The organism is Acidovorax sp. 94 (assembly GCF_003634645.1).
Taxonomy (GTDB): domain Bacteria; phylum Pseudomonadota; class Gammaproteobacteria; order Burkholderiales; family Burkholderiaceae_C; genus Acidovorax; species Acidovorax facilis.
The window spans coordinates 3,516,060-3,541,913 of the sequence record NZ_RBJA01000001.1 but is presented as its reverse complement, the minus strand read 5'-3'; the positions used below and the strand labels follow the sequence as shown (position 1 = coordinate 3,541,913).

Sequence of the window (25,854 nt, the reverse complement as noted above, 5' to 3'; positions counted from 1 at the left end):
CGCACCCCGGTGGTGCAGTCTTTCGTGATTTCAGGAGACCTCCATGCACGCCATTTCCGCCCCCACAGCCCACCCCGTGCGGCTGCCTTTTTACCGGCAGCTGTATTTCCAGGTGGTGCTCGCCATCGTCCTGGGTGTCTTGCTCGGGCATTTTGAACCCGCCTATGGCGAGGCGCTCAAGCCGCTGGGTGATGCCTTCATCAAGCTGGTCAAGATGATCATCGCGCCGGTGATCTTCCTGACCATCGTGACCGGCATTGCGGGCATGTCGCAGCTGAGCAGCGTGGGCCGCGTGTTTGGCAAGGCCATGGCGTACTTTTTGTTCTTCTCCACGCTGGCCCTGGTGGTGGGCCTGGTGGTGGCCAACGTGGTGCAGCCCGGCGCGGGCATGAACATCAACGTCGCCGATCTGGACCAGACGGCCGTGAAGAGCTACGTGGCCAAGTCGCATGAGATGAGCCTGACCGGGTTTGCGATGGACATCATCCCCAAGACGCTGGTCAGCCCCTTCGTGGGCGACAACATTCTGCAGGTGCTGCTCGTGGCCGTGCTGTTTGGCGTGGGCCTGGCGCTGGTGGGTGAGGCGGGCCGTCCGGTGCAGCATTTTCTGGAAGCGCTGACCACCCCCGTGTTCAAGGTGGTGGGCATTGTGATGAAGGCCGCGCCCATCGGTGCGTTCGGCGCCATGGCGTTCACCATCGGCAAGTTTGGCCTGGGTTCGCTGGTCAATCTGGCCTGGCTGGTGGGCTCGTTCTACATCACCTCGCTGCTGTTCGTTGTGGTCATCCTGGGCTTTGTGGCCCGGCTGTGCGGCTTCTCGGTGTTCAAGCTGTGCCGCTACCTGAAGGCCGAGCTGATGCTGGTGCTGGGCACCTCGTCGTCTGAATCCGCCTTGCCCTCGCTGATGGAAAAGATGGAAAAGGCCGGTTGCAGCAAGTCGGTGGTGGGTCTGGTGGTGCCCACGGGCTATTCCTTCAACCTGGACGGCACCAACATCTACATGACGCTGGCCGCGCTGTTCATCGCCCAGGCCACGAACACCGAACTGACGCTGGGTCACCAGGTGGCGTTGCTGCTGGTGGCGATGCTCAGCTCCAAAGGCGCAGCAGGCGTGACCGGTGCAGGCTTCATCACCCTGGCCGCCACCCTGGCCGTGGTGCCTGAAGTGCCGGTGGCCGGCATGGCGCTGATTCTGGGTGTGGACCGCTTCATGAGCGAATGCCGCTCGCTGACCAACTTTATTGGTAACGCCGTGGCCACCGTGGTGGTATCCCGTTGGGAAAACGCGCTGGACCATGAGCGCCTGGATGCCGCGCTGAACGGTCATCCCCTGCCCGCCCCGGCCACTGCCATGGCTCCGGTGGTGCCTGCGGATGTGCCCGCAGGCGCGATGGCCCGCACGGTGGCCTGATCGCGTCCGCTCCGGTGTTCGGTCAAAGCGGCGCAGGCCCTCGGGTCTGCGCCGCTTTTTTTGGGGGGACGCAATGCGGTGGCACACTTACCGGCATGCCGCGTTGCGCGGCGGTCGCGAAATTCCTCAAGCAAAATGGCGGCCACCCGGGTTTCAGAAAAGCAGCGCGCACTGAGGTCCTGGGTTTTGCAAAGGAAATCCCCATGACCCTCGAAGCCGTCCTCGCCGCCCTGCACCTGGTGGCCATCCTGACCTTTGTGGTCTTTTTATCGAGCCAGGCGGCGCTGTGCCGCATGGAGTGGATGAACGCCGCTGTGGTCGAGCGTCTGGCGCGGCTGGATGTGATCTACGGTGTGGCGGGGGCGCTGATGATCGCCAGCGGCGTGGCGCGTGTCCTCTGGGGCATCAAGGGGGCTTCGTGGTATCTCTCGCAGCCGCTGTTTCACATCAAAATCACCATCATTCTGGTCATGATTCTCCTGTCCTTCTGGCCTTCGCTGGTGTTTCGCCGCTGGCGCCATGCGCTGCGCAGCACGGGGGCACTGCCAGCGGCGCAGGAGGTGGCCAAGGTACGCCGCCTCGTGATGATCCAGTCCCACGTGTTGCCCGTGGTGGCGGTGATCGCGGTGTTCTGGGCGCGGGGCTGGTAGGCGTCGCAAGAAAGACCTTCCGCCCAGAAAAAAGCCGCTGACCCTCACGGGCAGCGGCTTTCTTTGTTTTGGCAGGGCTTATTTGTTCTTCAAGCATTCGCTCATGAAGGCCTTGCGCTCGTCGCCCTTGAGCGTCTTGGCTTTTTCGTCGGCGTTGCAGGCCTTCATCTTGTTTTGCTGGGTTTCTGGCTTGTTGCTCAGGCAGGTCTTCATGAAAGCCTTGCGCTCGTCGCCCTTCTTGTCCGCCGCTTCCGCATTGCAGGTGGCCATGCGGGTCTGCTGCTTGGTGGGCGCGGCGGCCGATGCCGCAGGCGCTGCCGGCGTGGCGGGGGTTGCTGCCGTGGCCGGGGCGGCGGCCTTGGCTCCGGCGGCAGGGGCGTCGGCAGCGTGGGCTGCGCCGAACGAAAGGACCAGGCTCAGGGCTGTCAGGGAGAGAAGCTTGTTCATAGGGGCTCCAGTAGAGTGTGGCATCTGACGCAACCTGCGTCGGATTGCCCGATTACAACGTATGCCCTGGAGACGGGGCTGACACGCCGCAGGCCAGGCCATGATTCTTTACGATCTGTTGCGTACTGGCTGCGCAGGGCTGCTTTGGCGGTGCTGGCGGCATGCTCGGTGAGCGCCCCGGCCCGGCCCCGTAAAATCCGCCGATGCTCACAGCCAAAAATGAATTGCTCGCTGCGCTTGCAGCCGAGCTGGAAGTCCTGTCCCCTGGCGCTGGCGCCAAGGCGGCGTTTGAATCCCCCAAGGTGGCGGCCCATGGCGACTTCGCCTGCACCGCCGCCATGCAACTGGCCAAGCCGCTCAAGCTCAATCCCCGCGCCTTGGGTGAACAGCTCAAGGCCGCACTGGAGGCCACGCCCGCCTTCACCCGCTGGGTGGATGCCATCGAAATCGCTGGACCTGGCTTTCTGAACATCCGCTTGAAGCCCGCCGCCAAGCAGGAAATCGTGCGCGAGGTGCTGGCAGCTGGCGAGCGTTTCGGTTATCAACCCGACAACGGCCAGCGCGTGCTGGTCGAGTTTGTCTCGGCCAACCCCACCGGCCCGCTGCACGTGGGCCACGGCCGCCAAGCTGCTCTAGGCGATGCCATCTGCAACCTGTTCAGCACCCAGGGCTGGAAGGTGCACCGCGAGTTCTACTACAACGACGCGGGCGTGCAGATCGATACGCTGACCAAGAGCACGCAGCTGCGCGCCAAGGGCTTCAAGCCCGGCGACGACTGCTGGCCCACCGACAGCGACAACCCGCTGGCCAAGAACTTCTACAACGGTGACTACATCGCCGACATTGCCGAGGCCTTCAAGGCCAAGGCCACGGTGAAGGCCGACGACCGCGAGTTCACGGCCAACGGCGACGTAGAGGACTACGACAACATCCGCCAGTTCGCCGTGGCCTACCTGCGCAACGAGCAGGACAAGGACCTGCAGGCGTTCAACCTGCACTTTGACGAGTACTACCTGGAGTCCAGCCTGTACACCAGCGGCCGCGTCGAGGCCACGGTGAACAAGCTCGTCGCCAATGGCAAGACCTACGAGCAAGATGGGGCGCTGTGGCTGAAAAGCACGGACTACGGCGACGACAAGGACCGCGTCATGCGCAAGCAGGACGGCTCCTTCACCTACTTCGTGCCCGATGTGGCGTACCACATCGCCAAGTGGGAGCGTGGCTTCACGAAGGTCGTCAACATCCAGGGCACGGATCACCACGGCACCATTGCCCGCGTGCGCGCGGGCTTGCAAGCGGCCGACGTGGGCATTCCGCAGGGCTACCCCGACTATGTGCTGCACACGATGGTGCGTGTGGTCAAGGGCGGTGAAGAGGTCAAGATCAGCAAGCGCGCAGGCAGCTATGTCACGCTGCGCGACCTGATCGAATGGACCAGCAAGGACGCCGTGCGTTTCTTCTTGCTCTCCCGCAAGCCCGATACCGAGTACACCTTCGACGTGGACCTGGCCGTGGCCCAGAACAACGACAACCCCGTGTACTACGTGCAGTACGCGCATGCCCGCATCCAGTCGGTGCTGCGCGCTTGGCAAGAGGCTGGCGGTGGCGACGTGGCTTCGCTGCACGATATTGATCTGTCGGCTCTCGAAGGCCCACAGGCCCAGGCGCTGATGCTGCAGCTAGCCAAGTACCCCGAAATGCTCACGGCTGCGGCCGACGGCGAAGCCCCGCACGATGTGACCTTCTACCTGCGCGACCTTGCCGCCAGCTACCACAGCTACTACGACGCCGAGCGCATCCTGGTGGACGACGAGGCCGTGAAGAAGGCCCGCCTGGCGCTGGTCGCCGCCACCGCGCAGGTATTGCACAATGGCCTGGCCGTGCTGGGCGTGTCGGCTCCAGCCAGAATGTAAGCAGTCACTATGAAGAAACAACAGACGGGCGGGACCATCGTCGGCTTTATCGTTGGGGTCATCGTGGGCCTGGGCGCTGCCTTGGCTGTGGCGGTGTACGTGACCAAGGTGCCGGTGCCCTTCCTCAACAAGGGCAATGGCCGGGGCGTGGACATGGACGCCGCCGAGACCCAGAAGAACAAGAACTGGGATCCCAATTCGCCTTTGTATGGCAAGAATCCGGCTCGCCCGGCAGCCCCGCCCGCTGTGGCTGCCTCGGCGCCCACCCCAGCCGCGCCGGATGCGCGGGCTGTGGCATCGGCGCCCGCACCCAAGCCCGCTGCCAGCAAGCCCGAGGCCAAGGCTGAAACCAAGCCCGGCGCCGACCCGCTGGGCGATCTGGCCGTGGCCAAGGCTGCTGCCAAGGGCAATCTGGACCCGTTCGACTACTTTGTCCAGGCCGGGGCTTTCCGCACCCAGGCGGACGCCGATGCGCAGCGCGCCAAGCTGGCCATGCTGGGCTGGGAGGCCCGCGTGAGCGAGCGTGAGCAAAATGGCCGGGCGGTGTTCCGCGTGCGTGTGGGGCCGTTCACCAAACGCGACGACGCCGAGCAGCTCAAGGAGAAGCTCGATGGCGCCGGTCTGGAGTCGGCGCTGGTGCGCGTGCAGCGCTGACGCGCCAGACTTCGGGTGGCTGAACTTTTTGCGGGGGCATGGCTCACATCCCCCAGACCTGTAACAGGAGAGTCTTTGTCATGAAACGCCGTGAGTTTTCTTTGTCCGCCGCCTCGGCGGTTGCCGCTTCCGCCCTGACGTTGCCAGTGGCCACCCCCGCGCTGGCTCAGGCCCGCCAGTTCAAGGAGGGCAAGGACTTCCGGCGGCTGGACAAGCCGGTAGCGCCCGACGCGCCTGCGGGCAAGGTCGATGTGATCGAGTTCTTCTGGTACAGCTGCCCCCACTGCAACGCCTTTGAACCCGCGCTCGACGCCTGGGTCAAGGCCGCCCCCAAGGACCTCTCCGTCCGTCGTATGCCCGTGGCCTTCAACGCGAGCTTTGTGCCCCAGCAGAAGTTGTACTACGCCTTGGAAGGCATGGGCAAGCTCGAAGCCCTGCACGCCAAGGTGTTCCGCGCCATCCATGTGGAAAAGGCCAAGTTGGCCAAGGACGACGAAATTTTTGCCTGGGTGGCCCAACAGGGTGTGGACGCCGCCAAGTTCAAGGAAATCTACACCTCGTTCAGCGTGTCCAACCAGGTTCGCCGTGCTTCGCAACTGCAGGACGCCTACGGTGTGGAGGGCGTGCCCTCGATGGGTGTGGCGGGCAAGTTCTACACCGATGGCACCATGGCGGGCAGCATGCAAAACGTGCTGCAGGTGGTGGAACATCTGGCGGCAGTGGCCCGCAAAGGCTGACGGTTTTCGCCCGACCGCCGGTTCCCATTGGCAAAAGCCCGCACATGCGGGCTTTTTTCATGGAGGAACGCGACGGGGTGGCTACAATGATTGCAAGATTCGTGCCCTATGAACCATCGCCTCCTTCCGATCCTCCTGCTCGCGGCCCTGGCCTGCACCTTCGGTGTGGCCCATGCCGAAAAGGCCGACCGCGCCAAGCCCATGAACATCGAGGCGGACGCTTTGCGCCACGATGAACTCAAGCAGACCAGCGTGTTCTCTGGCCGCGTGGTCATGACCAAGGGCTCCATCGTGCTGCGCGGCGCGCGGCTGGACGTACGCCAGGATGCCGATGGCTACCAGTACGGCGTGGTCACGGCAGAGCCCGGCAAGCGCGCCTTCTTCCGGCAAAAGCGCGACACCCTGCCGGGCGCACCCGACGAGTTCATCGAAGGCGAGAGCGAAGTCATCGAGTACGACGGCAAGGCCGACAACGTGCGCTTCATCACCCGTGCCGAGCTGCGCCGCTACCGGGGCGCGGTGCTCAGCGACGAGATCACCGGCGCCGTGATTGTCTACAACAACCTGACCGACGTGTTCTCCGTGGACGGCAAGCGCACCGCCACCAACGCTGCGGGCGATGCCCCCGCACCGGGCAGCCGCGTGCGCGCCGTGCTGGCCCCCAAAGATCCACCGCCCGCTGCGGCGGCCCCCGAGGCGGCGTCCCCGGCCTCAGGCCCGGCGCTGCGCCCCAGCAACAGCCTTGGCGGCGGCGCCAAGTGAGTGGGCCCGCTGTGAGTACCGGTCCTGACACTCAGGCGGGTAGCCGCCTGGAGGTGCAGCACCTGGCCAAGTCCTATGGCAGCCGCAAGGTCGTCAAGGACGTGTCGCTGGTCGTGCAAAAAGGTGAGGTCGTGGGGCTGCTCGGCCCCAACGGCGCGGGCAAGACCACCTCGTTCTACATGATCGTGGGGCTGGTGCGCAGCGACGAGGGAGACATCCGCATCGACGGCCAATCGGTGGCCCACATGCCCATTCACCGGCGCTCGCGCCTGGGCCTGTCGTACCTGCCTCAGGAAGCCTCGATCTTTCGCAAGCTCACGGTCGAAGAGAACGTGCGCGCCGTGCTGGAACTGCAGCGTGGTGATGACGGCCAGCTGCTGTCGCGCGATGCCATTGAAGAGCGCCTGACGGCCCTGCTGCAGGAGCTGCGCGTGGACCACCTGCGCGCCTCGCCCGCCATGGCCCTGTCCGGCGGCGAGCGCCGCCGCGTCGAGATTGCCCGGGCCCTGGCCACACAACCGCGTTTCATCCTGCTGGACGAGCCCTTTGCCGGCATCGACCCCATTGCCGTGATCGAGATCCAGCGCATCATCGGCTTCCTCAAGGCGCGCGGCATCGGCGTGCTCATCACCGACCACAATGTGCGCGAAACCCTGGGCATCTGCGACCACGCCTTCATCATCAGCGATGGCCGCGTGCTCGCGCAGGGCACGCCGTCCGAGATCGTGGACAACGCCGAGGTACGACGTGTTTACCTTGGCGAACACTTCAGGATGTGATGAAGCCTGGACTCTCGCTGCGCGTCTCGCAGCATCTTGCATTGACCCCCCAGCTTCAGCAGTCCATTCGGCTGCTGCAGTTGTCCACGCTCGAACTCTCGCAGGAAGTCGAGCAGATGCTCGACGAAAACCCGTTCCTCGAACGCAATGCCGACGAAGCTCCGCGCGAGGAGTTTGGCCTGGAAGCCGCCGACACGCCCGCGCAGCCTGATGAGTACAGCGCTGATGATGCTATATTTTCAGGAGCTAGCAGCGCAAGCAGCACAAGCGCTGAAGGCCAAAATGATGCTGAAACACCGAGTGCTGGCGCTGACGAGCCTGACTGGAGCGGTGACGGCACGGTAGAAATGGCGCCCAACGACGCGGAGTGGGGCGGCGATGCGCCCGCCCGCAACCGCAACGACTCCGAAGGCGACGAGGCCGACGCCACCGAGCTGGCCCGTTCGCATGAATCGCTGACCGCCTTTTTGCACCGTCAGGCACTGGCGCTGCGCTTGTCAGAGATTGACCGCGCAGCGCTGCGTTTTCTCATTGAATCGCTCAACGACGACGGCTACCTCGAAGAGCCGCTGGAAGAGCTGGCCATCAGCCTGGCCGGGCCGGACGACCTGGAGCAGATTGAAGAGCTGGTGCACCGCTTCACCGTGGCCCAGCGCCTGCTGCAAAGCCTGGAGCCCACCGGCGTGGGTGCGCGCAACCTGGCCGAATGCCTGACGCTGCAGCTTACGGCGCTGGCTGCCGACGAGGACAGTGATGCTGACCCCGACACGGTGCAGACCGCGCTGCGCATTTGCCAGCAGCCGCTGGAGATGCTGGCCCGCCGCGACATCCGCCGCCTGACGCAGCTGTGTGGCGACGGCGAAGAGCGCACCCGCGCCGCCATGGCGCTGATCGCTCGCCTGGAGCCCCGCCCCGGCCGTCGCTTTGCCGACGTGGAGCGCAACATCATCATTCCCGATGTCATCGTGCGCAAAGCCGGGCGTGCCAATGGACGCGACGGTCAGCACAACTTCATCGTCAGCCTCAACCCCGATGTGATGCCGCGCCTGCGCGTGCACGACATCTACGCCGGTGCCCTGCGCGGCCACAAGGGCGGCGAGGGCCACCAGGGCATGCAGCAGCGCCTGCAGGAGGCGCGCTGGTTCATCAAGAACATCCAGCAGCGCTTTGACACCATCCTGCGCGTCTCGCGCGCCATCGTGGAGCGGCAAAAAAGCTTCTTCACCCACGGCGAGTTGGCCATGCGCCCGCTGGTGCTGCGCGACATTGCCGACGAACTGGGCCTGCACGAATCCACCATCAGCCGCGTGACCACCGCCAAATACATGGCCACGCCGATTGGCACGTATGAGCTGAAGTACTTCTTTGGCTCGGGCCTGGGTACCGAGACCGGCGGCAACGCGTCCAGCACCGCCGTGCGCGCCCTCATCAAGCAGTTTGTGGCCGCAGAAAGCCCCGCCAAGCCGCTGTCCGACAGCCAGATCGCCGAGATGCTCAAGGAACAGGGCATCGAGTGCGCACGCCGCACCGTGGCCAAGTACCGTGAGGCGCTCAAGATCGCGCCAGCCAACCTGCGCAAGGCGCTGTAGGTACCCCGGTTGGGGGCGCATGGCTCGCCCTGTTTGAATTTTTCGTTTTTCTATCCGCCGCCCCACCATGGCCCGCATCGTCTTCGACCTCCCCCCGCACTTCGGTTTTGCCACCGAGCTGCAGATTTACATCAGCCACGTCAACCAAGGCGGGCACCTGGACAACGCGCAACTGCTGAGCCTGGTCTCTGAAGCGCGGGTGCGCTTCTTCCAGTCGCTGGGCTACCCCGAGGCCGACGTGGGCGGGCTGTCCATCGTGGTCGGCGACATCGTGGCGCAGTACAAGTCCGAAGGTTTCCATGGTGAAACCATGCGCGTGGAGATGGCGCCTGCGGACTTCAACCGCTACGGCTTTGACCTGGTCTTTTGCATGACCGAAAAGACCTCAGGCCGCGAGGTGGCGCGCGGCAAGATCGGCATCGTCTTCATCGGCAAGGCCAGCCGCAAGGTCGCACCGATCCCTGACTCCATCCGCCAATTGCTGCTGGCCCGCGCGGGAACGCCGGATTCCCACGCATTGTCTGAGCGCGTATCCTCCCCATCGACATGAACCAACTCCAACTTTTTCTCCCTTGCGCCGCCGGTGTGGAGGGCTTTCTGGCCGACGAGGTGCATGGCATCACCGGCCTCACGGGGCAAGACCTGCTGGTCGGCCGCGGCGGCGTGCTGCTGCGCGCCTCGTGGCGCGAGGCGCTGCTGCTAAACCTGCACAGCCGACTGGCCCAGCGCGTACTGGTGCAGTTGGCGCACCGCCCGTACCGCTCCGAGAACGATCTCTATGCCATGGCCAGCGACGTGGCCTGGGAGATCTGGTTCACCACGCGCCAGACCTTCAAGGTCGAGGTGACCGCCCAGCACAGCCCGCTGCAGAGCCTGAACTTTGCGGGCCTCAAGGTCAAGGATGCAGTGGCCGACCGCTTTCGCGCCAAGAGCGGCGTGCGCCCCGACGTGAACACCCAGTGGCCCGACGTGCGCATCCACCTGCACCTGACCACCGACGAGGCCACGATCTACATCGACACCTCGGGCGAGCCGCTGTTCAAGCGCGGCTGGCGCGAGGACAAGGGCGACGCGCCACTGAAAGAAACCCTGGCCGCCGCCATGATTGCTGCCAGCGGCTGGGACCCGCACGGCGACAACCCCCAGCCGCTGTACGACCCCTGCTGCGGCAGCGGCACCATCGTGATCGAGGCCGCGCAGATCGCCTGCCGCATCCCGGCGGGCATGCTGCGGCGCTTTGCGTTCGAGAAGCTGCTGCCGTTCCAGGCCCATGTCTGGGATGCTATTAAAAACGAAGCTGAAAGCGCAATACAGACCAGCGCTGTGCCCCTGTTTGGCAGTGATGTGGCCTTCCGCATGGTCGATTTTGCGCAGCGCAATGCAGAGCGCGCAGGTGTGGCCGATGCCGTGCAACTGCGCGGCGGCGACGCCCTGCAGCGCATGCCGCCCTGCGAGCAGCCCGGCGTGATGCTGCTGAACCCGCCCTATGGCGAGCGCATTGCTGCTGCAGGCAGCGCAGGCCGCAACGCCAGCGAGCGCGCCGCCGACCGCGCACAGGGCATGGCCGTGGGCCGCGAAGAGGCGCAGACCGAGGATGGCGGCGAATTCTTCAGCCAGCTGGCCTCGCACTGGAAGAAGAACTACGCTGGTTGGCAAGCCTGGATGCTCACACCCGACCTCAAGCTGCCCGGCAAGATGCGTCTGAAAGAATCGCGCCGTGTGCCCATGTGGAACGGCCCCATCGAATGCCGCCTCTTCCGCTTCGACATGATCAAGGGCGCGGTGCGCGACCGTGCTGCAAAACCCACCCCTGAAAACGACCCGCGCAATGCAGGTTGAACTGCGCCTGCCCGCCGAGGCCGCACCGGGCGAACCCGCCCGCCCCGTGGTTGTGGACACCAACGTCGCGCTCGACCTGCTGATCTTCAGCGACCTGCGCACCGCCCCCCTGCGCGCACTGCTGGCCCAAGGGCGCCTGGCCTGGATAGCGACCCAGGTCATGCGCGACGAACTGGAGCGTGTGCTGGCCTATCCGCACATCGTTGGGCGCATGGACTACTACCGCGTGGATGCAGCGCAGGTACTCGCTGCATTTGATGCGCAGGCGCGGCTGGTGGAGATCGCGCCCAAGGTGCCCTATGTCTGCAAGGACGCGGACGACCAGAAGTTCATCGACCTGGCGGCGGCACACCGGGCGATTTTGCTGAGCAAGGACAAGGCGGTGATCTGTATGCGCAAGCGCTTGATGAATTTCGGGGCGGATGTGGCGACTGCGCTGGTGCTGGAGGCGGAGGTAGCAGCACTTGCGGTTTGATAGGCCTGCCAAGTCTTCGACAAGATCGTGGGGGCTGTTACCCTCCGATGATCGTGTATCACCGCCCATGAGTTCAAGGCGGCACTTCCTCTGGCATACCGCTGGCGCTGTCTCATTTTTTGCGAGGCCGTCTTTGGCTCAAAGTCTTCCGTCGTCAATCCTTCGTGATCTCCCCTGGTCTTTTTCTGAGCCGTCTTGCCGGGATGTGGAGACTTTGCTCTCAGCCCTGCGTGAGTACAGCAGGAGCATTGGACACAGCCTGGATGAGCAGGAGCTCCAGAGGCAGTTTCCGGGCAGGACGTTGGACGTGACCTATGCGTACTGGGTTCGGGATAACGGTGGCGTTTGGACCGAATTGAGCGCTACGGTTCAGATTCGCAGGGACCACAACCCAACCTATGCAGAGGTGCTGTTCCTTTCGCACCAAGAGGCCGCGCACCTGCTGGCTGACCAGGATCACCATTTTTTTGAGGGGCTGGTGCTGTCTGCAGATCCGTTGTCAGACACGCCAAGGTACGAAATGCTGCTGGGAAGTTGATCGTAAGTTTGGTGGGATGGGTGGGCGCAGTCGGACCTGCCACGTTGGCAATCCAAGCCCTGGAAATCAGGACGTCAAAACCTTCTTCAAATACACCAGCTGAAATCCCTGGATGTAGTTGTCGATGTGCCCAAACTCCTCATAGCCCTGCTTAAGATAGAACTCGCGCGCCTGCCACTCAAAGGTGTTCAGCGTCACGCTGTGCGCGCCCAGGTTGCGGGCTTTCTGTTCTGCCGTGGCCAGCAGGTTGCGGCCCACTCCATGGTGCCGGGCGGCTTCGTCCACAAACAGCAGTTCCACGTTCAGCCATTCCAAAAACACGAATCCGCGCAGCCCGCCCACCAATTCGCCCTGGGCGTCACGCGCGCTCACCCACACCGGCTGGGACTGGCCGTACTCACCGACGAACCCGTAGTTGAACTGCCGCATCCGACGGCCTAAGACGCCGGAGTGAACTTCTTCTGCTGTGGGTGTGTAGATCTCAAAGTCGGTCATTGCGGAAGTCATGTAGGTCGGGTTGGCGAAGCGTAACCCGACCTGCTCTCATCGGGCGAACCTGCCCCGCCGTCGCTTGAGCCGCCGCGCTCAGCTATCAAATCTGAAGTCCGCTGCCGCGTGCAGCTCCCAAGCCCCTTCGCCCTTGAACTCCAGCACGTGCGTGTGGTGTTTGAGCACGGCGGGGCGGTGGGCGATGCTGATGAGGGTGGTTCCGCTGGCGCGCAGGCGTTCGTAGAGGGCGGTTTCGTTGGCGCTGTCCAGCGCGCTGGTGGCTTCATCCAGGATGACGATGCTGGGCTGGCGCGCCAGCACGCGGGCAAAGGCCAGGCGCTGTTGCTCGCCAACGGACAGCAGTTTCTCCCAGTCGTAGGACGCGTTGAGCCCACCCACACGCTCGGACAGTGATTCGAGGTGCACCTCCTGCAGCAGCTCCAGCAGGCGTTCGTCGCTCAGCGCCGTCTGCTTGCTCGGGTAGATGATCTGGCTGCGCAGTGTGTCAATCTGCATGTAGGGGCGCTGGGGCAGGAAGAACATGTCTTCCAGGGGCGGGTGCTGCACGGTGCCACTGCCCGTGTGCCACAGGCCGGCAATGGCACGCAAGAGTGAGCTTTTGCCGCAGCCGCTCGGGCCGGTGATGAGCAGCGCGTCGCCGGGCTGTAGCTGCAGCGAGAGGTCGGCCACGAGCAGGCGACCGAAGTGGGGGGTGTAAAGCGAGAGCCCTTCGATGGCCAGCGTGTCGCGGATGCGGGTGGTGATTTGCGGTGGGGGCTCGGAGGGGTCGTGGGCGTTGATCGCGGGCGTCGCATCGTCCGCAGGCTGGCCTGCTGGGGCGGGCTCGGCCCAGGGGGTGGGCGCGGCTGGGGTTTTGAGCACGACCTGCGACAGGGTATGGAGCCGGTCGATGCCCGCCACAAACCGGCTCAGGCTCTCGAAGTTGTCCACGATGAGCGAGATGGCGCCCAGCACGGCGGCAAAAGCGCCTGCCGCCTGGATGGCCCGGCCCACCTCCAGCTCGCCCGACAGCACCGCATTGGCTAGGAGGATGCTGGGCAGGATCAAGGTAAGCTGGCTGAAAGAGCGCTGGTACAGGTTGAGCGAGAGCTGCTTTTTGATGAGCCGGGCGAAGTTGGTAAACGCAGCCTCGAACCGGTGGTCGATCTGCACGCGCTCCTGGGGTTCGCCCCGGTAGAAGGCGATGGATTCAGCGTTTTCGCGCAGCCGCATCAGCCCGAACCGGAAGTCTGCCTCGCGGCGGATCTGCCAGAAGTTCAGCCGGATCAGCGGCGCGCCAAAAAAGTACAGCGCCCCGAAGGTGCCCAGCAGGGCATACACCGCCAAAAAAGCCACCAGCGTCTTGGAGATGGACCACAACACCGCGCTGAACGCCACCAGCTGCATCAGGGAACCGATGAAAATCAGCAGGAAGTGCGTGGACCGGCTTGTGAAGGTGTTGATGTCTTCACTGATGCGCTGGTCGGGGTTGTCGATGTCGCCGCCCGCGCCGATCTCGTAGTACTTGCGCTCGCTCAGATAGCCATCCAGGAATCGGTGGGTGAGCCAGCGCCGCCAGTGGTTGGAAAACGCATCGCGCATGTAGTAATAAAAGGCGTACACCGGCACCGCGAATGCCAGTACAACAAGGCTGGTGCGCACCGCAACCCAGAAGCGGTCGGCCTGCTTGGCCGCCAGGGCCGATGTCATCTCCCCCGTCTTGTCGATCAGCATGACGGCCAGCTGGGTCTCGCACACCATCAGGGCGATCAACAGTGCCATCAGGCCCCAGGCGGTGCGCTTCTTGTCGCCTGCCCAGTAGGGCCGGGCCACGCCCATGAACTGCTTCCAGGCTGCCCGCGACAGGGTGGGCGGTCGGCTGCGGCGGGGCTTGTCGGAGGTGGTGGGCAAGGGCGTGGGCTCAGGGGCGGCTGGGCTGGCAGCGGCGGGCAGTGGCATGGAAAGAAGGGAGGGCTGGAGGAAGCTCCACCTGAACGATAGGCGATGAGCGCGCTCGGCGCTGTCAGCGGACAACCACAGCTTGATAAGAACGGCCGCGTTTCATCTGCTGAGCAACTCGTACGCCGCCCGCACCCGCTGCAAATCCCGCCCCAGCCTGCGGCTTGCTGGCAGAAGCCCCATCCACCCCATCCGCCGGACACTGGTCGCCAGCACCGTCTGCATCTCCGCGCTCTCCTGCGCCACCCACGCCACCCAGCGCTCGCGCCCCTCGGTCAGCGTGCCGCTGGTGTGCAGGTAGATCGCGGTGGAGTGCGCGTAGCACAGCGCATCGCGCACATGGCACACCGCCAGGGGCAGCACGGCGGCGGGGTCGTCTTCAAAGTCGATGCAGGCCACCTCGCCATCGGGGCAGCGCACCAGGTTGCGCGCAAAGGCCTGGCTCAGGCAGGTGCCCTGGCGGTGCACCTGGGCCAGGGTGTCCAGCCCCTGCTGCCACAGCGCCAGCACGGTAGCGGTGTCGCCCGCTTGCACGGCGTGGTCGATCTCGTTGCCCAGCGAATGGGTTTCTTCGCCCACGTTGCCCAGGTGGCGCATGGCAAAGCCATGGGGCAGCGCGGCCAGCACCACGGGCACGTGGATGCCGCGTGCAGCCAGGTCGCGCAGGCGTTGCACTTCGGTGGCAATGGCCGTGGGGCCGCCGGGGTTGGGCACGGGGCGCAGGGCGTCCAGCCGCAGCAGGGCGGCCAGCACGGCCATGGCGCGGTAGCGGCCCGTGCCGTGGGGCGCGCCGGCGCGCTTGATCCAGATCTGTTCGTGGCCCAGCACATGGGCCATCACGTTGTGGGGCTGGGTGGCCAGTTGCTGCTGCAAAAAGGCGGCGTAGTCCGGGGCGGTGGTGTGGGTGGAGGCGGATGCGTCCATCGTCAAGTTCATACGGCGGCATCCCCTGCCACCGCAGCAGCGGTGCCGACGGCTGCTGCGTGCACCAGCTCGACATGGTGGGGGATGGAGGGTTCCAGTGCAGGCTCGCTGGCCTGAAAGCTGTGCGCGCTGGCCAAGGGCCAGTACAGGCGGAACACGTTGTGCTGCGCGTCGAGCGGGCCGAGCAGCGCGCCCGGTTGCATGCGCGTGATCAGGTTGGACAGCAGGCGCACCTCGGTGTCGCTGATGCGGCGCACGATGTGGTGGGCCGTGATGTCCTTGGGGTGGCGCAGCCCGGCGGCCTGCACCAGCTCCTGCAGCGCGTGCAAGGTGCTGCGGTGAAACTGCGCCACGCGCGTGGCCTTGTCGGGCACCACCAGGGCCTGCTGGCGCAGCGGGTCTTGGGTGGTCACGCCCGTGGGGCAGTGGCCGGTGTGGCAGTTTTGCGCCTGGATGCAGCCCAGCGCCATCATGAAGCCGCGCCCCGCGTTGCACCAGTCGGCGCCCAGCGCCATCATGCGCGCGATGTCGAAGGCGCTGATCACCTTGCCCGCGCAGCCAATGCGCACGCGGTCGCGCAGGTTCACGCCCACCAGGGTGTTGTGCACCAGCAGCAGGCCCTCCTGAAGCGGCGCGCCCACGTGGTCGGTGAATTCGACGGGCGCCGCGCCCGTACCGCCCTCGGCGCCATCGACCACGATGAAATCAGGCGTGATGCCGGTGACCAGCATGGCCTTGACGATGGCAAACCATTCCCACGGGTGTCCCAGGCAGAACTTGAAGCCCGTGGGCTTGCCGCCCGACAGGGTGCGCAGCCGCGCGATGAACTGCATCATTTCCACCGGGTTGCTGAACGCACTGTGGCTGGCGGGCGAGATGCAGGCCTCGCCCTCCTTCACCCCGCGCGCAGCGGCGATCTCGGCAGTCACCTTGGCCCCCGGCAGCACGCCACCATGCCCCGGCTTGGCGCCCTGGCTGAGTTTCAGCTCGATCATCTTCACCTGCGGGCCGGTGGCGCTGGCCGCAAAACGCTCTTCGCTGAAGGTGCCATCGGGGTTGCGGCAGCCAAAGTAGCCCGAGCCGATTTCCCAAATCAGGTCGCCGCCGTGCACGCGGTGGTGCTGGCTGATACTGCCCTCGCCCGTGTCGTGCGCGAAGCCGCCTTTTTTTGCACCCTGGTTCAAAGCAAGGATCGCATTGGCCGAAAGCGCACCAAAGCTCATGGCCGAGATGTTGAACACGCTCGCGTGGTAGGGCTGGGTGCAGGGCGCCACGGACTGCGACGGCGCATCGGGGTTGCCGCCGATCCACACGCGAAAGTCATGCGACGGCAGCTGTGTGGGCGCGAGCGAATGGTTGACCCATTCGTAGCCCTGCGCGCCCACGTCCAGGTGCGTGCCGAAGGGGCGGTTGTCCGGGTCGCCCTTGGCGCGCTGGTAGACCAGCGAACGCTGTGCGCGCGAAAACGGCGCGGCCTCGCTGTCGCTTTCGATGAAATACTGGCGCACCTCAGGCCTCACGTATTCCAGCATGAAGCGGATGTGGCCGATGACCGGGTAGTTGCGCAAAATGGCGTGGCGCGACTGCTGCAGGTCGTACACGCCCACTGCTACCAGGGCAGCAAACACCAGCACCACGGGCAACCCTACGTGAAAAGCCACCAGCGCAAACAGCGACAGCAGCAGCCCGAAAACGCACAGTGCAAAGGCCGTGTAGCGCACCGGGTACAGGGAGTTCAGTTGGTGGAGCATGGGGGTCCTGGTTCTGGTGGCGGTGCGAGAGGGGGCTACACTGACCGCCTTTTTATCGGGTTGCCATGTTGCGCAAGGCGCTTTTGAGTCCCGGCACCACCCCGGGCCGCCGTACCTCCGCCGCTACACCAGCGCCACGGCACAAGGCCTGCGCATCATAAAAGTAAAACAATGTTTTACCGCCCCCGCTTTCTCGCTTGACGACCGGAGCCCCCCATGACCGAACCCACATTGCCCACCCCCGCCACCGACGATCTTGATGACCCCACGGGCGCCCCGGCCGCCGCGCTGGGCCCGGAGGAGCTGGAAGAGATCGACAACATCCTCGACGACCTGCGCTCGCGCGGCGAGGAAATCCCGCAGTGGGAGTTCTGCGATGGCTTCATGACCGCGCTGATCTGCAGCCGCCGCCCCATCGCCACGGCCGAGTACCTGCCCATGCTGCTGGGCGACGGCGCCGAGCTGGATGTTGCCGAAGGCGACCCGCTGCCGCAGTTGCCAGCCTTTGCTGACGCCGCCCAGCAGACGCGCTTTTTAGAGCTGTGGAACCGCCGCTGGGCCGAAATCGTGACCCAGCTCGACACCGACGTGAAGACGCTGGACGACGACCGCACCTTCCAGCCCGAAGCCATGGACATGCGCGGCGCGGTGGCCAGCCTGACCGACGAACAGCGCGCCGAAATGGGCGACGACCAGGAGATCCCGTCCTTCGGCCAGGTGTGGGCCCTGGGCTTCATGTTTGCGGTGGAAAACTGGCCCGAAGACTGGGCCGCCCCGCGCGACAAGGAAGCCGCCAAGTGGCTGGACGATGCGCTGGACCGCATCGTTGCCCTGACCGAAGACGACACCGGCAAGCCCGAAGTCTGCATGTACGACGAAGACGGCCCACCCAGCACCAGCCAGGCGCGCGTCGAAGCCTTTGGCGAGGCCATCTGGGCCGTGTACGACCTGCGCCAGCTGTGGAAGAGCATGGGCCCGCGCGTGGAGACGGTGCGCAAGGCGCCCGAGCCGGGGCGCAATGACCCGTGCCACTGCGGTAGCGGCAAGAAGTACAAGAAGTGCCACGGAGCTTGATTTTGTTGGGCAATTTGCTATTGATTAGATAGCTATTGGCGCTTGGTGGATAAGCGCTAGACCCTGTTTTTATCTGAAATTCCTCGCAGCGCGCCTTCGGGCGCGCTTTGTTTTTTGCAGGGCACACCGCATGAACCCTTCCACCCTGACCCGTCTGCGCGCCGAATGGGCGCCCAGCATTCCGCGCGAGCTGCTGGCCGGGGCTGTGGCCACGTTTGCGCTCATCCCCGAAGTCATCGCCTTCTCCTTCGTGGCGGGCGTGGACCCTTCGGTGGGGCTCTTCGCCTCGTTTGTCATCAGCCTGGTCATCGCCTTCACCGGCGGACGGCCTGCGATGGTGTCGGCGGCGGCGGGCTCGGTGGCGCTGGTGGCTGCGCCGCTGGTGCAGTCGCACGGGCTGGGCTACCTGCTGGCGGCGGGGCTGCTGGCAGGCGCGGTGCAGGTGGCGTTTGGGCTGATGAAGCTGGGCGTGTTGATGCGCTTCGTGTCCAGCTCGGTGCGCACGGGCTTCGTCAATGCGCTGGCCATCCTGATCTTTGCCGCGCAACTGCCGCACCTGCACGGCGCCAGCACGGCCACCTGGGGGGCGCTGGCGTTGGGGCTGGCGCTCATCTACGGCCTGCCGTGGCTGGGCCAGCGGCTGGCATGGCCTGCGCTCACCGCCATTCCGTCACCGCTGATCTGCGTGGTGGTGCTCACGGTGCTGGCATCGGCGCTGGGGCTGCACCTGCCCACGGTGGGTGACCTGGGCAAACTGCCCGACGCGTTGCCTGTGTTTGCGTTGCCGCAGGTGCCCGCGTCGCTCGACACCCTGCGCATCATCCTCCTGCCCGCGCTGGCGATCGCCATGGTGGGCCTGCTCGAATCGGTGCTCACCGCCGCCGTGGTCGATGAGCTGACCGACACCCCCAGCGACAAGAACCGCGAATGCGCGGGGCTGGGCGTAGCCAACATCGCGGCCAGCCTGTTCGGCGGCATTGCGGGCTGCGGAATGATCGGCCAGGCTGTGGGCAACGTGAAGTACGGCGGGCGCGGGCGCCTGTCTACGTTGTTTGCCGGGGTGTTTTTGCTCATCCTCATGGTGGTGCTGAAAGACTGGGTATCCAAGGTGCCGGTGATTGCGCTGGTGGCCATCATGGTCATGGTGTCGGCCGAAACGTTCGACTGGAAATCGCTCGGCGCCCTGGTGCGCCACCCGCGCCTGTCCAGCGCCGCCATGCTGGCCACCGTGGCCGTCACCATCGCCACCCACAACCTGGCGGCTGGCGTAGCCGTGGGCGTGGTGCTCAGCGGGGTGTTCTTCGCGTTCAAGGTCTCGCACATGCTGGAGGTGCGCGTGCACGACGATGCGGATGGCGCCGATCACGCAGATGGCGCTGGTGCCACGGCCTGGGGCCAGCGCACTTGGCGCGTGTCCGGCCAGGTGTTTTTTGCCTCGGCCGATGCGTTCATCGAGGCGTTCGACGTGCTGGGCGCCGAGGGCCGCGCGGTGGTCATCGACGTGACGCACGCCCACTTCTGGGACATCACCGCCGTGGCCGCACTCGACAAGGTGGTGGAACGCTTGAGGCACCATGGCTGCACGGTGCAGGTGCTGGGGCTTAACGAAGCCAGCGCGGTGCTGATTGATCGGATGGGGAGCGATGTCGCTCCGGCCCGTGCGAAAGGAGAGGTGGGCGGTTGAGCGGGGAGAGATCCGCTGGCGTTTTAGCGAAGGCGACCCGCCCCGCAGCACACCCAGCAGGCCCAGCGCTTGGCTGCCGGCCTTTTTGTCGCCGTGCACAGCATCGCCACATGTCCTGTCGCAATGCTCCGCGCCGTTGTGGCAGTGGCAAGAAGTACAAGGGTGCTACGGGTTTTGGGATAGAAGCTACTGATTTGATAGCTGCTGGCGCTTATTGGATAAGCGCTAGATGCCAATTTGGCTTGAATTTTCTCGATGCTCGATGCAGATGCTCAGACGATATTGCGGGATACATCGAGTTAAATGTCGGAGCCTACTCGTGTGAACTTGATTAAACCCATCGCCACGAAATTAACTTTAGAAGTATGCAGGAGGCATCAGATGATCGACATCACGAAGCAGGAACTCAAGGGAGTTGTATTCGTCACTGCTCACAACGCAGGCGAGCTAAACGAGGAGGTTCAGCGTCACATCGACACTTTCGATGCCGACACGTATCGACGCTTCCTTCGTGTCGCTTTGGAGCGGAGAGAGCAGTGTGACCGAACAGGTGAGCCAGGCGGAGGAACCAGAAGCGCGTCTTATCTTCGAGAGGCTATTGAAAACCTTGAGAACATTCTTTCGCACTAGGTTCGCGTCCTTGGTAAACGCGGTGCGCCCCCAATTTTGATTGAGTGCTGCCGTGCCTATGCTTGCTTAGTCGGTATGCCATATGCGCGCATGGCTGCGCTGCCATCCAACTATTCGTTGAAGCGGACTACGTTGAAGCGGACTACGGGAATGAGGATCGATGCTCTATACCCACTTCCGCCAGTTGTAGGCCAGGAGCCGAGGCCCCAAATGTCTTGGGCCGTCTGCGCCCGTCCAGACACCACAGCATCTATGGCGCGGCACATCGGCAACACCACCCCTCACCCCTGCGCCAGAAACTTCTTCAGATTCCCCGCCGCCGTACTCCGCACCTTGCGCTTGAGCGATGGCGACCAGCCCAGCAGCAGCCCTGGCGCCCCCAGCGCCTGCCGCGCCCAGCGCCAGAAGTTGAAGCGGTCGCGGTGGGTGGCGATCAGCCCGTCGGGCGTGAAGGTGAAGGTGCCGTCGATGATGTTGTGCACCTTGCGCCCCGTGGCGCTGAAGAGGTAGTGCGCCTCCCAGTGCGCCTTGCCGCCGGCCGCGTCGGCTTCGATACCGCTGAACGTGAGCTTCCAGTGCTCGGCCGCGCCGGGCTTTTTGGTGGCGGTGCATAGCATGCGCCACATGCCGCCGATCTGGTCGCGGCCCTTCAGGGAAAAGGCCTCGTCGTCGAACGTGGCGTTGGGCGCATAGCAGGCGGCCATGGCGGCGTGGTCAAGCTGCGCAAACGCGGTGTAGAAGCGCTGCAGGGTCTGGGCGTTGGGGTGCATGGGGTCTCCTCCTCAAGGGCGCCCATGCTACACCGGTGCCTGCCTGTGCATGCCGCTTGGGCGACCGGGCCGTGTGGTGCGTTCTCAACGGGTGCGCAGCCCGCCGATGCGCCGGCGCTTGATGTCATCCAGTCCGTCCAGCACCTGGATGCCATGTGCATACCCCTGCTGCACGATCTGCTCGAAGCGGTTCCACTGCAGCATGCCGACGCGGTCCATGGGGGGGTTGAAGTACAGGTCGGTGAGCTGCTGCGACTGGCGCTGGCGCGACATGCTGTACAGGATGGTGACCTGCATGAGGTAGCTGGCCAGCGAGGGCAGCTTGTAGCGGCGCTGGGCGCGCGGGCGCAGCTTGTCGCGCAGCAGGGCCCAGCTGGTGGGGATGTCGTCCAGCTCGATGCGGCGCGGCTTGCGGAAGTTCAGGTCCACGCCGATCACCGTGCCCACGCCGCGCATGCTGCTGCGCATCACATCCACGGGAAAGTTGTTGAACGTGCCACCGTCGCACAGCAGGTCGCCTTCGTGCACCACGGGCGGCAATGCACCGGGGATGGAGATGCTGGCCAGCAGCGACTTCACCAGGCTGCCACGGCGCACCACCTGTTCGCTGGCGCGCGAGTAGTTGGTGGCCACGCAGTAGTAGTTCTTCCACAGGTCTTCCACCTGGGCCGGGAAGCCCACCAGGCTCCCCACGGCCTCGTGCAGGATGTGGCGCAGTCGGCGGCCCTTGATGAGCGACATCAGCGGCAGCAGGTTGAAGTCTCCCGTGGGGTTGGTGCGAAACGCCTCGCGGGCGTTGGCCATCACCGTCGCCAGCGGCTGGTCGGATGCCACATACGCGGCCATGACCGATCCGATGCTGGTGCCACCCACGCAGTCGATCTCCACGCCTTCCTCCTGCAGCGCGCGGTAGATGCCCAGGTGCGCAAAGCCGCGCGCGCCGCCGCCCGCCAGCACGAGGCCCACGGCCGTGCGGCTCTGGATGCGGGCCAGGCGCGCCATGTCGCGGTCGAGGGTGGGGCGCACATGCACGTGGTCGGCCACGGGGCGGCGGTCCAGCCATTGCTGGGTGCCACGTGGGCACTGCGTGCCTTCCGGGTGCAGCAGCACCAGGATCTCGGCGGCCTCGGCCAGGGGCGCGCGGCGCAGCAGGCAGTTTTCTTCGATGGGGTGGATGGCGGGCTCGGCCTGAGCGTCGGCCAGCAGCAGCAACTCGTCGCAGTGGCGGCTCACGCGCCGCGTCCAGGGCGTGGGCTCGGGGTCGGCCAGCAGCAGCACAAAGTCGTTGCGGGCCTCGATCTCGTCGAGCAGCATGGCGATGCGCCGGTTGGCCGTGGCATCGGCGCCTTCGCGCTGGGCAATGCCGGGCTCGTGCAGCTCTGCGTCCACGGTGGCGGAGTCGACCACGCGCACGCGGCCGATGGTGCCCAGCTGGCGCGCCAGGCTCTGGCCAAAGCCCTGCAGGTCCACGCCGCTGCTCACGGGCAGCAGGCCCATGGCCACGGGCCGCTCCTGTGCGGCCGTGTGGGCGGCGGTGCCCGTTTGCAGGCGCTGGATGATCTGGCGCGTGAGGGCAATCGACACCTGGGCGCTGCTGGCCAGCAGGGTCTTGAACACGTCCTTGGTCAGGCGCACCAGCACCGAGTCGCGCACGGCGACCACGGTGGCGGCGCGCGGTGCGTCGGTGAACAGGCTGATCTCGCCAATCACCTGGCCCCGGCCCATGTCGGCCACACGGCGCTGCGGGCCGCTGCTACCGTCATCGCTGCGCACATAGGCACGCAGGCGGCCGCTCACGGTGAGGTACATCGACTCGCCGGGCTCGCCCTGCGCCATCAGCGTGCTGCCGCCGGGCACCTCCACCCACTCCAGCTGGGCGCGCAGCAGCTCCAGCGCTTCGGGTTCGATGCCTGGCAGAAAGCTGCGCAGGTGCTCGGTGAGCAGTTGGTTGTGGGTGGCGGTAAAAGGGGGCATGGTCACGCAATCGGCAAGGCTCGGTGGGGCGCTGCGGAAAGCGGGGAGCTCGCCAACACGTCGTGTTTGCGATGGGTTCCGCAGCGTGCGAAGCGGCGGATTCTAGGAACGCAAGGGCATCTGTGCGCACTGTGCAAGGCATGGTGGCCGGGCAGCGCGTGAACAAATGCACGGCGGGCCCTTGCGATTGCCCTTCCGTGCCGATGCGGAGCGGGTCGTCAGCGCATGAAGGCGCTCAGCGCGCGGGCCGTGGCCTCGGGCAATTGCTCGGGGATGAAGTGCCCCGCCGGCACGGCCTGGCCGGTCACCAGGCCCGCGCATTGCGCCTGCCATAGAGCCAGCGGGTCGAACAGGCGGTGAACTACGCCGTGTTCGCCCCAGATCACCAGAGTGTCGCACGCGATCCTCTCGCCGCGCGCGCGGCTTTCGCGGTCGTGCTCCAGGTCGATGCCTGCGCTGGCGCGGTAGTCCTCGCACGCGGTGTGGATGGCCTCGGGCGTGCAAAAGCAGCGCTCGTAGTCGGCCAGGGCCTGGGGCTCGATGTGGGCCAGGCCCGCGCTGCCCCAGCCGCCCAGCTTGGCGTGCAGGTAGGCGCGGGCGTTGCCGCCAATCATGGTCTCGGGCAGCGGCGCGGGCTGGATCAGGTGGAACCAGTGGTAGTAGGCGCGGGCAAAGTCCATGTCGGTGCGGGCGTACATGTCGAGCGTGGGGGCAATGTCGATCACGCTCAGCCTCTTCACGCGCGCTGCGTGGTCCAGCGCCAGGCGGTGGGCCACGCGGCCGCCCCGGTCGTGGCCGCACAGAAAGAACGCGTCGTGACCCAGCGCGGTCATCACCTCGGCCATGTCCTGCGCCATGGCGCGTTTGCTGTAGTTGCTGTGGTCCGGCAGGCCGGGCGCGTGCGATGAATCGCCATAGCCGCGCAGGTCGGGCAGCACCAGAAAGTAGTCGCGCGCCAGCTGCTGCGCCACGCGGTGCCACAGCGCATGCGTTTGCGGAAAGCCGTGCAGCAACAGCAGGGGCGGTGCACCCACGGTACCGCCGGTGCGGACAAAAATCTCGGCGCCAGCGGTGGTGATGCGCTGGGTGGTGAAGCCTTCAAACCAGGTAGGTGAGGTCATGCGGGATGCGGCGATGGTTGATTGCGTTGGAGCGCCAGGCTGAATTGGCGTGTGCGCCCAGTCAGGCGCCCACCCAGGGGGTCAGGCCAGCAAAAAGCCCAGCAGCCGCTGCAGTGCGTAGCGCACCGTGGCCGCACGGATGGCGGCGCGGTCGCCGGCAAAGTGCTGCATCTCGCTGTGGGTTTCGCCATTCACGCACCAGGCAAACCACACGGTGCCCACGGGCTTGGCCTCGCTGCCGCCTGTAGGGCCGGCCACGCCGGTTACGGCCAGGCTCACATGCGCCTGGGAATGGGCCAGCGCCCCATCGGCCATGGCGCGGGCCACGGCCTCGCTCACGGCGCCTTCCTGCTCAATGAGTGCAGCGGGCACGCCCAGCATCTCGACCTTGGCGGCGTTGGAGTAGGTGACAAAGCCGCGCTCGAACCACTGGCTGGAGCCCGCCAGGTCGGTGCAGGCCGCTGCGATCATGCCGCCCGAGCAGCTTTCGGCCGTGGCCAGCAGGTGGCTGTGTTTGAGCAATTCCAGAGAAATTTGGGTCAAATTGGCCTCTAGCGCTGATGTATCAAGCGCTAGCAGCTCTTTATTTGATAGCGATGCGGTTGTCATAGAAACCTCCACACTGCAATGACCAGCAGGGTACAGAAGGCTGCCACAAAGTCGTCCCACAAGATACCCCAGCCGCCGCGCCAGCCAAAACCCTTGAACAGGCTGTCGGCCCAGCCCACCGGGCCGGGTTTGGCAGCATCAAAAAAGCGGAACAGCCCAAAAGCCACCAGCTGCCCCCACCAGCCCATGGGCATGGCCAGCCACAGCACCAGCCAGAAGGCCACCACCTCGTCCCACACGATGCTGCCGGGGTCGGCCACGGCCATGTTGCGGGCGGTGGTGGTGCAGGCCCACCAGCCCACCACGGTGCTGGCGGCAATCAGCAGGCCCATGTGTTGGGGCGGCAGCCATTGCTGTAGCGCCAGGTAGCTGAGCCAAGCCCACAGCGTGCCCACGGTGCCCGGCGCCACGCGCGACAGCCCGGCGCCAAAACCCAGTGCGATGAAGTGGGCCGGGTGGGAAAACATGAACGCCACGGTAGGGCGGCGGGAGGGCAGGGGCTGCGGGGGCTCGGAAACGGTCATGGCACGAGGGAGGGGCTGTCAGGCGCTGGCGGCCACGTCTGCGCCTGCGGGCAGGCGCACCAGCAACACGGGCACGGGCGCGGTGCGTGCAATCTGCTCGGCATCGCTGCCCATCAGCACGCGGGCCAGGCCACGGCGCCCGTGCGTGCCCAGCACGATCAGGTCGGCCCCCCAGGCCTGGGCATGCTCCACCACCAGCTGCGCCACGCGGGCGTCCAGGTTTTCAATCAGCACAGTGTCTACCGGTACACCGCGTTGCGCCACGCGCTCCTGGGCCTGGTGCAGCAGGGCTTCGCCGGCCTTGCGCAGGCGGGGCAGCACCTCCTGGCTGTAGACCTCGGGCTGCTCAAAGCCGCTGATGTGGGCCACCGGGTCCATCACATTCAGCAGCCGGATGCGGCCGCCCGTGGATTGCGCGAGGCTGGTGGCCTGGGCCACGGCGTGGTCCGAGGTGGGGCTGCCGTCAACGGCAACGAGGATGTGTTGGTAACTCATGGTGGGGCTGGCTCCTCGGGCTTTTTCGTGGGGCGCTGCTGTCGATTGTGAACGAC

26 protein-coding genes are annotated in these 25,854 nt (G+C 65.5%); 15 read left to right on the top strand and 11 right to left on the bottom strand.

Annotated elements, in window-relative coordinates:
* Positions 1–43 precede the first annotated feature (43 nt).
* Both C8C94_RS16370 and C8C94_RS16365 read left to right on the top strand, forming a co-directional pair.
* Positions 44–1,411 (top strand): dicarboxylate/amino acid:cation symporter, encoded by a 1,368-nt coding sequence (locus C8C94_RS16370; RefSeq protein WP_121421454.1) that lies wholly within the window; start codon positions 44–46, stop codon positions 1,409–1,411.
* A 203-nt stretch (positions 1,412–1,614) separates the two neighbouring features.
* Complete coding sequence (locus tag C8C94_RS16365) at positions 1,615–2,061, top strand: DUF2214 family protein (protein ID WP_055397981.1); 447 nt, start codon at positions 1,615–1,617, stop codon at positions 2,059–2,061.
* Positions 2,062–2,139: 78 nt separating this feature from the next.
* Here C8C94_RS16365 and C8C94_RS16360 read toward each other — a convergent pair whose 3' ends face one another.
* A complete protein-coding gene (locus tag C8C94_RS16360) occupies positions 2,140–2,508 on the bottom strand; it encodes a PsiF family protein (RefSeq protein ID WP_055397983.1) in 369 nt (122 codons plus the stop codon).
* Between the two features lie 203 nt (positions 2,509–2,711).
* On the opposite strand from C8C94_RS16360, the gene argS reads away from it, so the two are divergent.
* From argS to C8C94_RS16310, 10 genes are all read left to right on the top strand, one after another.
* Positions 2,712–4,421, top strand: a complete 1,710-nt coding sequence (gene argS, locus C8C94_RS16355) for an arginine--tRNA ligase (RefSeq protein WP_121421453.1) — start codon at positions 2,712–2,714, stop codon at positions 4,419–4,421.
* A gap of 9 nt (positions 4,422–4,430) precedes the next feature.
* A complete protein-coding gene (locus C8C94_RS16350; protein ID WP_055397987.1) occupies positions 4,431–5,075 on the top strand; it encodes an SPOR domain-containing protein in 645 nt (214 codons plus the stop codon).
* A gap of 80 nt (positions 5,076–5,155) precedes the next feature.
* Positions 5,156–5,812, top strand: a complete 657-nt coding sequence (locus C8C94_RS16345) for a thiol:disulfide interchange protein DsbA/DsbL (RefSeq protein WP_121421452.1) — start codon at positions 5,156–5,158, stop codon at positions 5,810–5,812.
* Positions 5,813–5,920: 108 nt separating this feature from the next.
* Complete coding sequence (lptA, locus tag C8C94_RS16340; RefSeq protein WP_121421451.1) at positions 5,921–6,574, top strand: lipopolysaccharide transport periplasmic protein LptA; 654 nt, start codon at positions 5,921–5,923, stop codon at positions 6,572–6,574.
* Positions 6,571–7,353: an LPS export ABC transporter ATP-binding protein gene (gene lptB, locus C8C94_RS16335; protein ID WP_121421450.1), complete on the top strand. Its 783-nt coding sequence runs from the start codon at positions 6,571–6,573 to the stop codon at positions 7,351–7,353. Before lptA ends, lptB begins: the two co-directional genes overlap by 4 nt.
* The gene (locus C8C94_RS16330) at positions 7,353–8,942 is read left to right on the top strand and encodes an RNA polymerase factor sigma-54 (protein ID WP_121421449.1); all 1,590 of its coding nucleotides are present in this window, start codon (positions 7,353–7,355) and stop codon (positions 8,940–8,942) included. Before lptB ends, C8C94_RS16330 begins: the two co-directional genes overlap by 1 nt.
* 67 nt (positions 8,943–9,009) lie before the next feature.
* The gene (locus C8C94_RS16325; protein ID WP_099731911.1) at positions 9,010–9,492 is read left to right on the top strand and encodes a thioesterase family protein; all 483 of its coding nucleotides are present in this window, start codon (positions 9,010–9,012) and stop codon (positions 9,490–9,492) included.
* Complete coding sequence (locus C8C94_RS16320) at positions 9,489–10,781, top strand: class I SAM-dependent RNA methyltransferase (protein ID WP_121421448.1); 1,293 nt, start codon at positions 9,489–9,491, stop codon at positions 10,779–10,781. The genes C8C94_RS16325 and C8C94_RS16320 overlap by 4 nt, the downstream gene beginning before the upstream one ends.
* The gene (locus C8C94_RS16315) at positions 10,771–11,256 is read left to right on the top strand and encodes a putative toxin-antitoxin system toxin component, PIN family (RefSeq protein ID WP_121421447.1); all 486 of its coding nucleotides are present in this window, start codon (positions 10,771–10,773) and stop codon (positions 11,254–11,256) included. Before C8C94_RS16320 ends, C8C94_RS16315 begins: the two co-directional genes overlap by 11 nt.
* Positions 11,257–11,563: 307 nt before the next feature.
* Positions 11,564–11,794 (top strand): hypothetical protein, encoded by a 231-nt coding sequence (locus tag C8C94_RS16310; protein ID WP_147433270.1) that lies wholly within the window; start codon positions 11,564–11,566, stop codon positions 11,792–11,794.
* A 66-nt stretch (positions 11,795–11,860) separates the two neighbouring features.
* On the opposite strand, the gene C8C94_RS16305 is transcribed toward C8C94_RS16310, so the two are convergent.
* From C8C94_RS16305 to C8C94_RS16290, 4 genes are all read right to left on the bottom strand, one after another.
* Complete coding sequence (locus tag C8C94_RS16305; protein WP_055402480.1) at positions 11,861–12,289, bottom strand: N-acetyltransferase; 429 nt, start codon at positions 12,287–12,289, stop codon at positions 11,861–11,863.
* A 90-nt stretch (positions 12,290–12,379) separates the two neighbouring features.
* Positions 12,380–14,242 carry an ABC transporter ATP-binding protein/permease gene (locus tag C8C94_RS16300; protein ID WP_121421445.1) on the bottom strand — a complete coding sequence of 621 codons (1,863 nt, stop codon included), beginning with the start codon at positions 14,240–14,242 and terminating at the stop codon, positions 12,380–12,382.
* Between the two features lie 102 nt (positions 14,243–14,344).
* Complete coding sequence (locus C8C94_RS16295) at positions 14,345–15,166, bottom strand: hypothetical protein (protein ID WP_233573492.1); 822 nt, start codon at positions 15,164–15,166, stop codon at positions 14,345–14,347.
* 8 nt (positions 15,167–15,174) lie between these two features.
* The gene (locus C8C94_RS16290) at positions 15,175–16,917 is read right to left on the bottom strand and encodes an FMN-binding glutamate synthase family protein (RefSeq protein WP_121421443.1); all 1,743 of its coding nucleotides are present in this window, start codon (positions 16,915–16,917) and stop codon (positions 15,175–15,177) included.
* A gap of 216 nt (positions 16,918–17,133) precedes the next feature.
* On the opposite strand from C8C94_RS16290, the gene C8C94_RS16285 reads away from it, so the two are divergent.
* The 3 genes from C8C94_RS16285 to C8C94_RS16275 all read left to right on the top strand — a co-directional run bounded on the left by C8C94_RS16285 (position 17,134) and on the right by C8C94_RS16275 (position 20,305).
* Positions 17,134–17,991, top strand: coding sequence for a YecA family protein (locus C8C94_RS16285; RefSeq protein ID WP_121421442.1), 858 nt, complete (start codon positions 17,134–17,136; stop codon positions 17,989–17,991).
* Positions 17,992–18,121: 130 nt separating this feature from the next.
* Positions 18,122–19,675 carry a SulP family inorganic anion transporter gene (locus tag C8C94_RS16280; protein WP_121421441.1) on the top strand — a complete coding sequence of 518 codons (1,554 nt, stop codon included), beginning with the start codon at positions 18,122–18,124 and terminating at the stop codon, positions 19,673–19,675.
* A 381-nt stretch (positions 19,676–20,056) separates the two neighbouring features.
* Positions 20,057–20,305: a hypothetical protein gene (locus C8C94_RS16275; RefSeq protein ID WP_121421440.1), complete on the top strand. Its 249-nt coding sequence runs from the start codon at positions 20,057–20,059 to the stop codon at positions 20,303–20,305.
* A gap of 281 nt (positions 20,306–20,586) precedes the next feature.
* Here the strand turns inward: C8C94_RS16275 and C8C94_RS16270 are convergent, their stop codons facing one another.
* The 6 genes from C8C94_RS16270 to C8C94_RS16245 form a co-directional block, all read right to left on the bottom strand.
* Positions 20,587–21,075: a nuclear transport factor 2 family protein gene (locus C8C94_RS16270; protein ID WP_055401060.1), complete on the bottom strand. Its 489-nt coding sequence runs from the start codon at positions 21,073–21,075 to the stop codon at positions 20,587–20,589.
* 84 nt (positions 21,076–21,159) lie between these two features.
* On the bottom strand, positions 21,160–23,049 hold the full coding sequence (locus C8C94_RS16265; RefSeq protein ID WP_121421439.1) for a cyclic nucleotide-binding and patatin-like phospholipase domain-containing protein: 1,890 nt from the start codon (positions 23,047–23,049) through the stop codon (positions 21,160–21,162).
* Positions 23,050–23,267: 218 nt separating this feature from the next.
* Positions 23,268–24,170 carry an alpha/beta fold hydrolase gene (locus tag C8C94_RS16260; protein ID WP_121421438.1) on the bottom strand — a complete coding sequence of 301 codons (903 nt, stop codon included), beginning with the start codon at positions 24,168–24,170 and terminating at the stop codon, positions 23,268–23,270.
* A gap of 81 nt (positions 24,171–24,251) precedes the next feature.
* Positions 24,252–24,779 carry a CinA family protein gene (locus C8C94_RS16255; RefSeq protein WP_121421437.1) on the bottom strand — a complete coding sequence of 176 codons (528 nt, stop codon included), beginning with the start codon at positions 24,777–24,779 and terminating at the stop codon, positions 24,252–24,254.
* Complete coding sequence (locus C8C94_RS16250) at positions 24,776–25,303, bottom strand: phosphatidylglycerophosphatase A (protein WP_121421436.1); 528 nt, start codon at positions 25,301–25,303, stop codon at positions 24,776–24,778. The genes C8C94_RS16255 and C8C94_RS16250 overlap by 4 nt, the downstream gene beginning before the upstream one ends.
* 18 nt (positions 25,304–25,321) lie before the next feature.
* The gene (locus tag C8C94_RS16245) at positions 25,322–25,798 is read right to left on the bottom strand and encodes a universal stress protein (protein WP_121421435.1); all 477 of its coding nucleotides are present in this window, start codon (positions 25,796–25,798) and stop codon (positions 25,322–25,324) included.
* Positions 25,799–25,854: the final 56 nt, after the last annotated feature.

Bases quoted from the DNA above. Each gene is read 5' to 3' on its own strand.
- C8C94_RS16300 (WP_121421445.1), bottom strand. From the start codon at position 14,242: ATGCCACTGCCCGCCGCTGCCAGCCCAGCCGCCCCTGAGCCCACGCCC.
- C8C94_RS16370 (WP_121421454.1), top strand. From the start codon at position 44: ATGCACGCCATTTCCGCCCCCACAGCCCACCCCGTGCGGCTGCCTTTT.
- lptA (WP_121421451.1), top strand. From the start codon at position 5,921: ATGAACCATCGCCTCCTTCCGATCCTCCTGCTCGCGGCCCTGGCCTGC.
- C8C94_RS16315 (WP_121421447.1), top strand. From the start codon at position 10,771: ATGCAGGTTGAACTGCGCCTGCCCGCCGAGGCCGCACCGGGCGAACCC.
- C8C94_RS16275 (WP_121421440.1), top strand. From the start codon at position 20,057: ATGATCGACATCACGAAGCAGGAACTCAAGGGAGTTGTATTCGTCACT.
- C8C94_RS16350 (WP_055397987.1), top strand. From the start codon at position 4,431: ATGAAGAAACAACAGACGGGCGGGACCATCGTCGGCTTTATCGTTGGG.
- C8C94_RS16280 (WP_121421441.1), top strand. From the start codon at position 18,122: ATGAACCCTTCCACCCTGACCCGTCTGCGCGCCGAATGGGCGCCCAGC.
- C8C94_RS16270 (WP_055401060.1), bottom strand. From the start codon at position 21,075: ATGCACCCCAACGCCCAGACCCTGCAGCGCTTCTACACCGCGTTTGCG.
- C8C94_RS16365 (WP_055397981.1), top strand. From the start codon at position 1,615: ATGACCCTCGAAGCCGTCCTCGCCGCCCTGCACCTGGTGGCCATCCTG.
- argS (WP_121421453.1), top strand. From the start codon at position 2,712: ATGCTCACAGCCAAAAATGAATTGCTCGCTGCGCTTGCAGCCGAGCTG.
- C8C94_RS16360 (WP_055397983.1), bottom strand. From the start codon at position 2,508: ATGAACAAGCTTCTCTCCCTGACAGCCCTGAGCCTGGTCCTTTCGTTC.
- C8C94_RS16245 (WP_121421435.1), bottom strand. From the start codon at position 25,798: ATGAGTTACCAACACATCCTCGTTGCCGTTGACGGCAGCCCCACCTCG.
- C8C94_RS16330 (WP_121421449.1), top strand. From the start codon at position 7,353: ATGAAGCCTGGACTCTCGCTGCGCGTCTCGCAGCATCTTGCATTGACC.
- C8C94_RS16305 (WP_055402480.1), bottom strand. From the start codon at position 12,289: ATGACCGACTTTGAGATCTACACACCCACAGCAGAAGAAGTTCACTCC.
- C8C94_RS16290 (WP_121421443.1), bottom strand. From the start codon at position 16,917: ATGCTCCACCAACTGAACTCCCTGTACCCGGTGCGCTACACGGCCTTT.
- C8C94_RS16285 (WP_121421442.1), top strand. From the start codon at position 17,134: ATGACCGAACCCACATTGCCCACCCCCGCCACCGACGATCTTGATGAC.
- C8C94_RS16255 (WP_121421437.1), bottom strand. From the start codon at position 24,779: ATGACAACCGCATCGCTATCAAATAAAGAGCTGCTAGCGCTTGATACA.
- C8C94_RS16250 (WP_121421436.1), bottom strand. From the start codon at position 25,303: ATGACCGTTTCCGAGCCCCCGCAGCCCCTGCCCTCCCGCCGCCCTACC.
- C8C94_RS16345 (WP_121421452.1), top strand. From the start codon at position 5,156: ATGAAACGCCGTGAGTTTTCTTTGTCCGCCGCCTCGGCGGTTGCCGCT.
- C8C94_RS16260 (WP_121421438.1), bottom strand. From the start codon at position 24,170: ATGACCTCACCTACCTGGTTTGAAGGCTTCACCACCCAGCGCATCACC.
- C8C94_RS16295 (WP_233573492.1), bottom strand. From the start codon at position 15,166: ATGGACGCATCCGCCTCCACCCACACCACCGCCCCGGACTACGCCGCC.
- C8C94_RS16320 (WP_121421448.1), top strand. From the start codon at position 9,489: ATGAACCAACTCCAACTTTTTCTCCCTTGCGCCGCCGGTGTGGAGGGC.
- C8C94_RS16265 (WP_121421439.1), bottom strand. From the start codon at position 23,049: ATGCCCCCTTTTACCGCCACCCACAACCAACTGCTCACCGAGCACCTG.
- C8C94_RS16325 (WP_099731911.1), top strand. From the start codon at position 9,010: ATGGCCCGCATCGTCTTCGACCTCCCCCCGCACTTCGGTTTTGCCACC.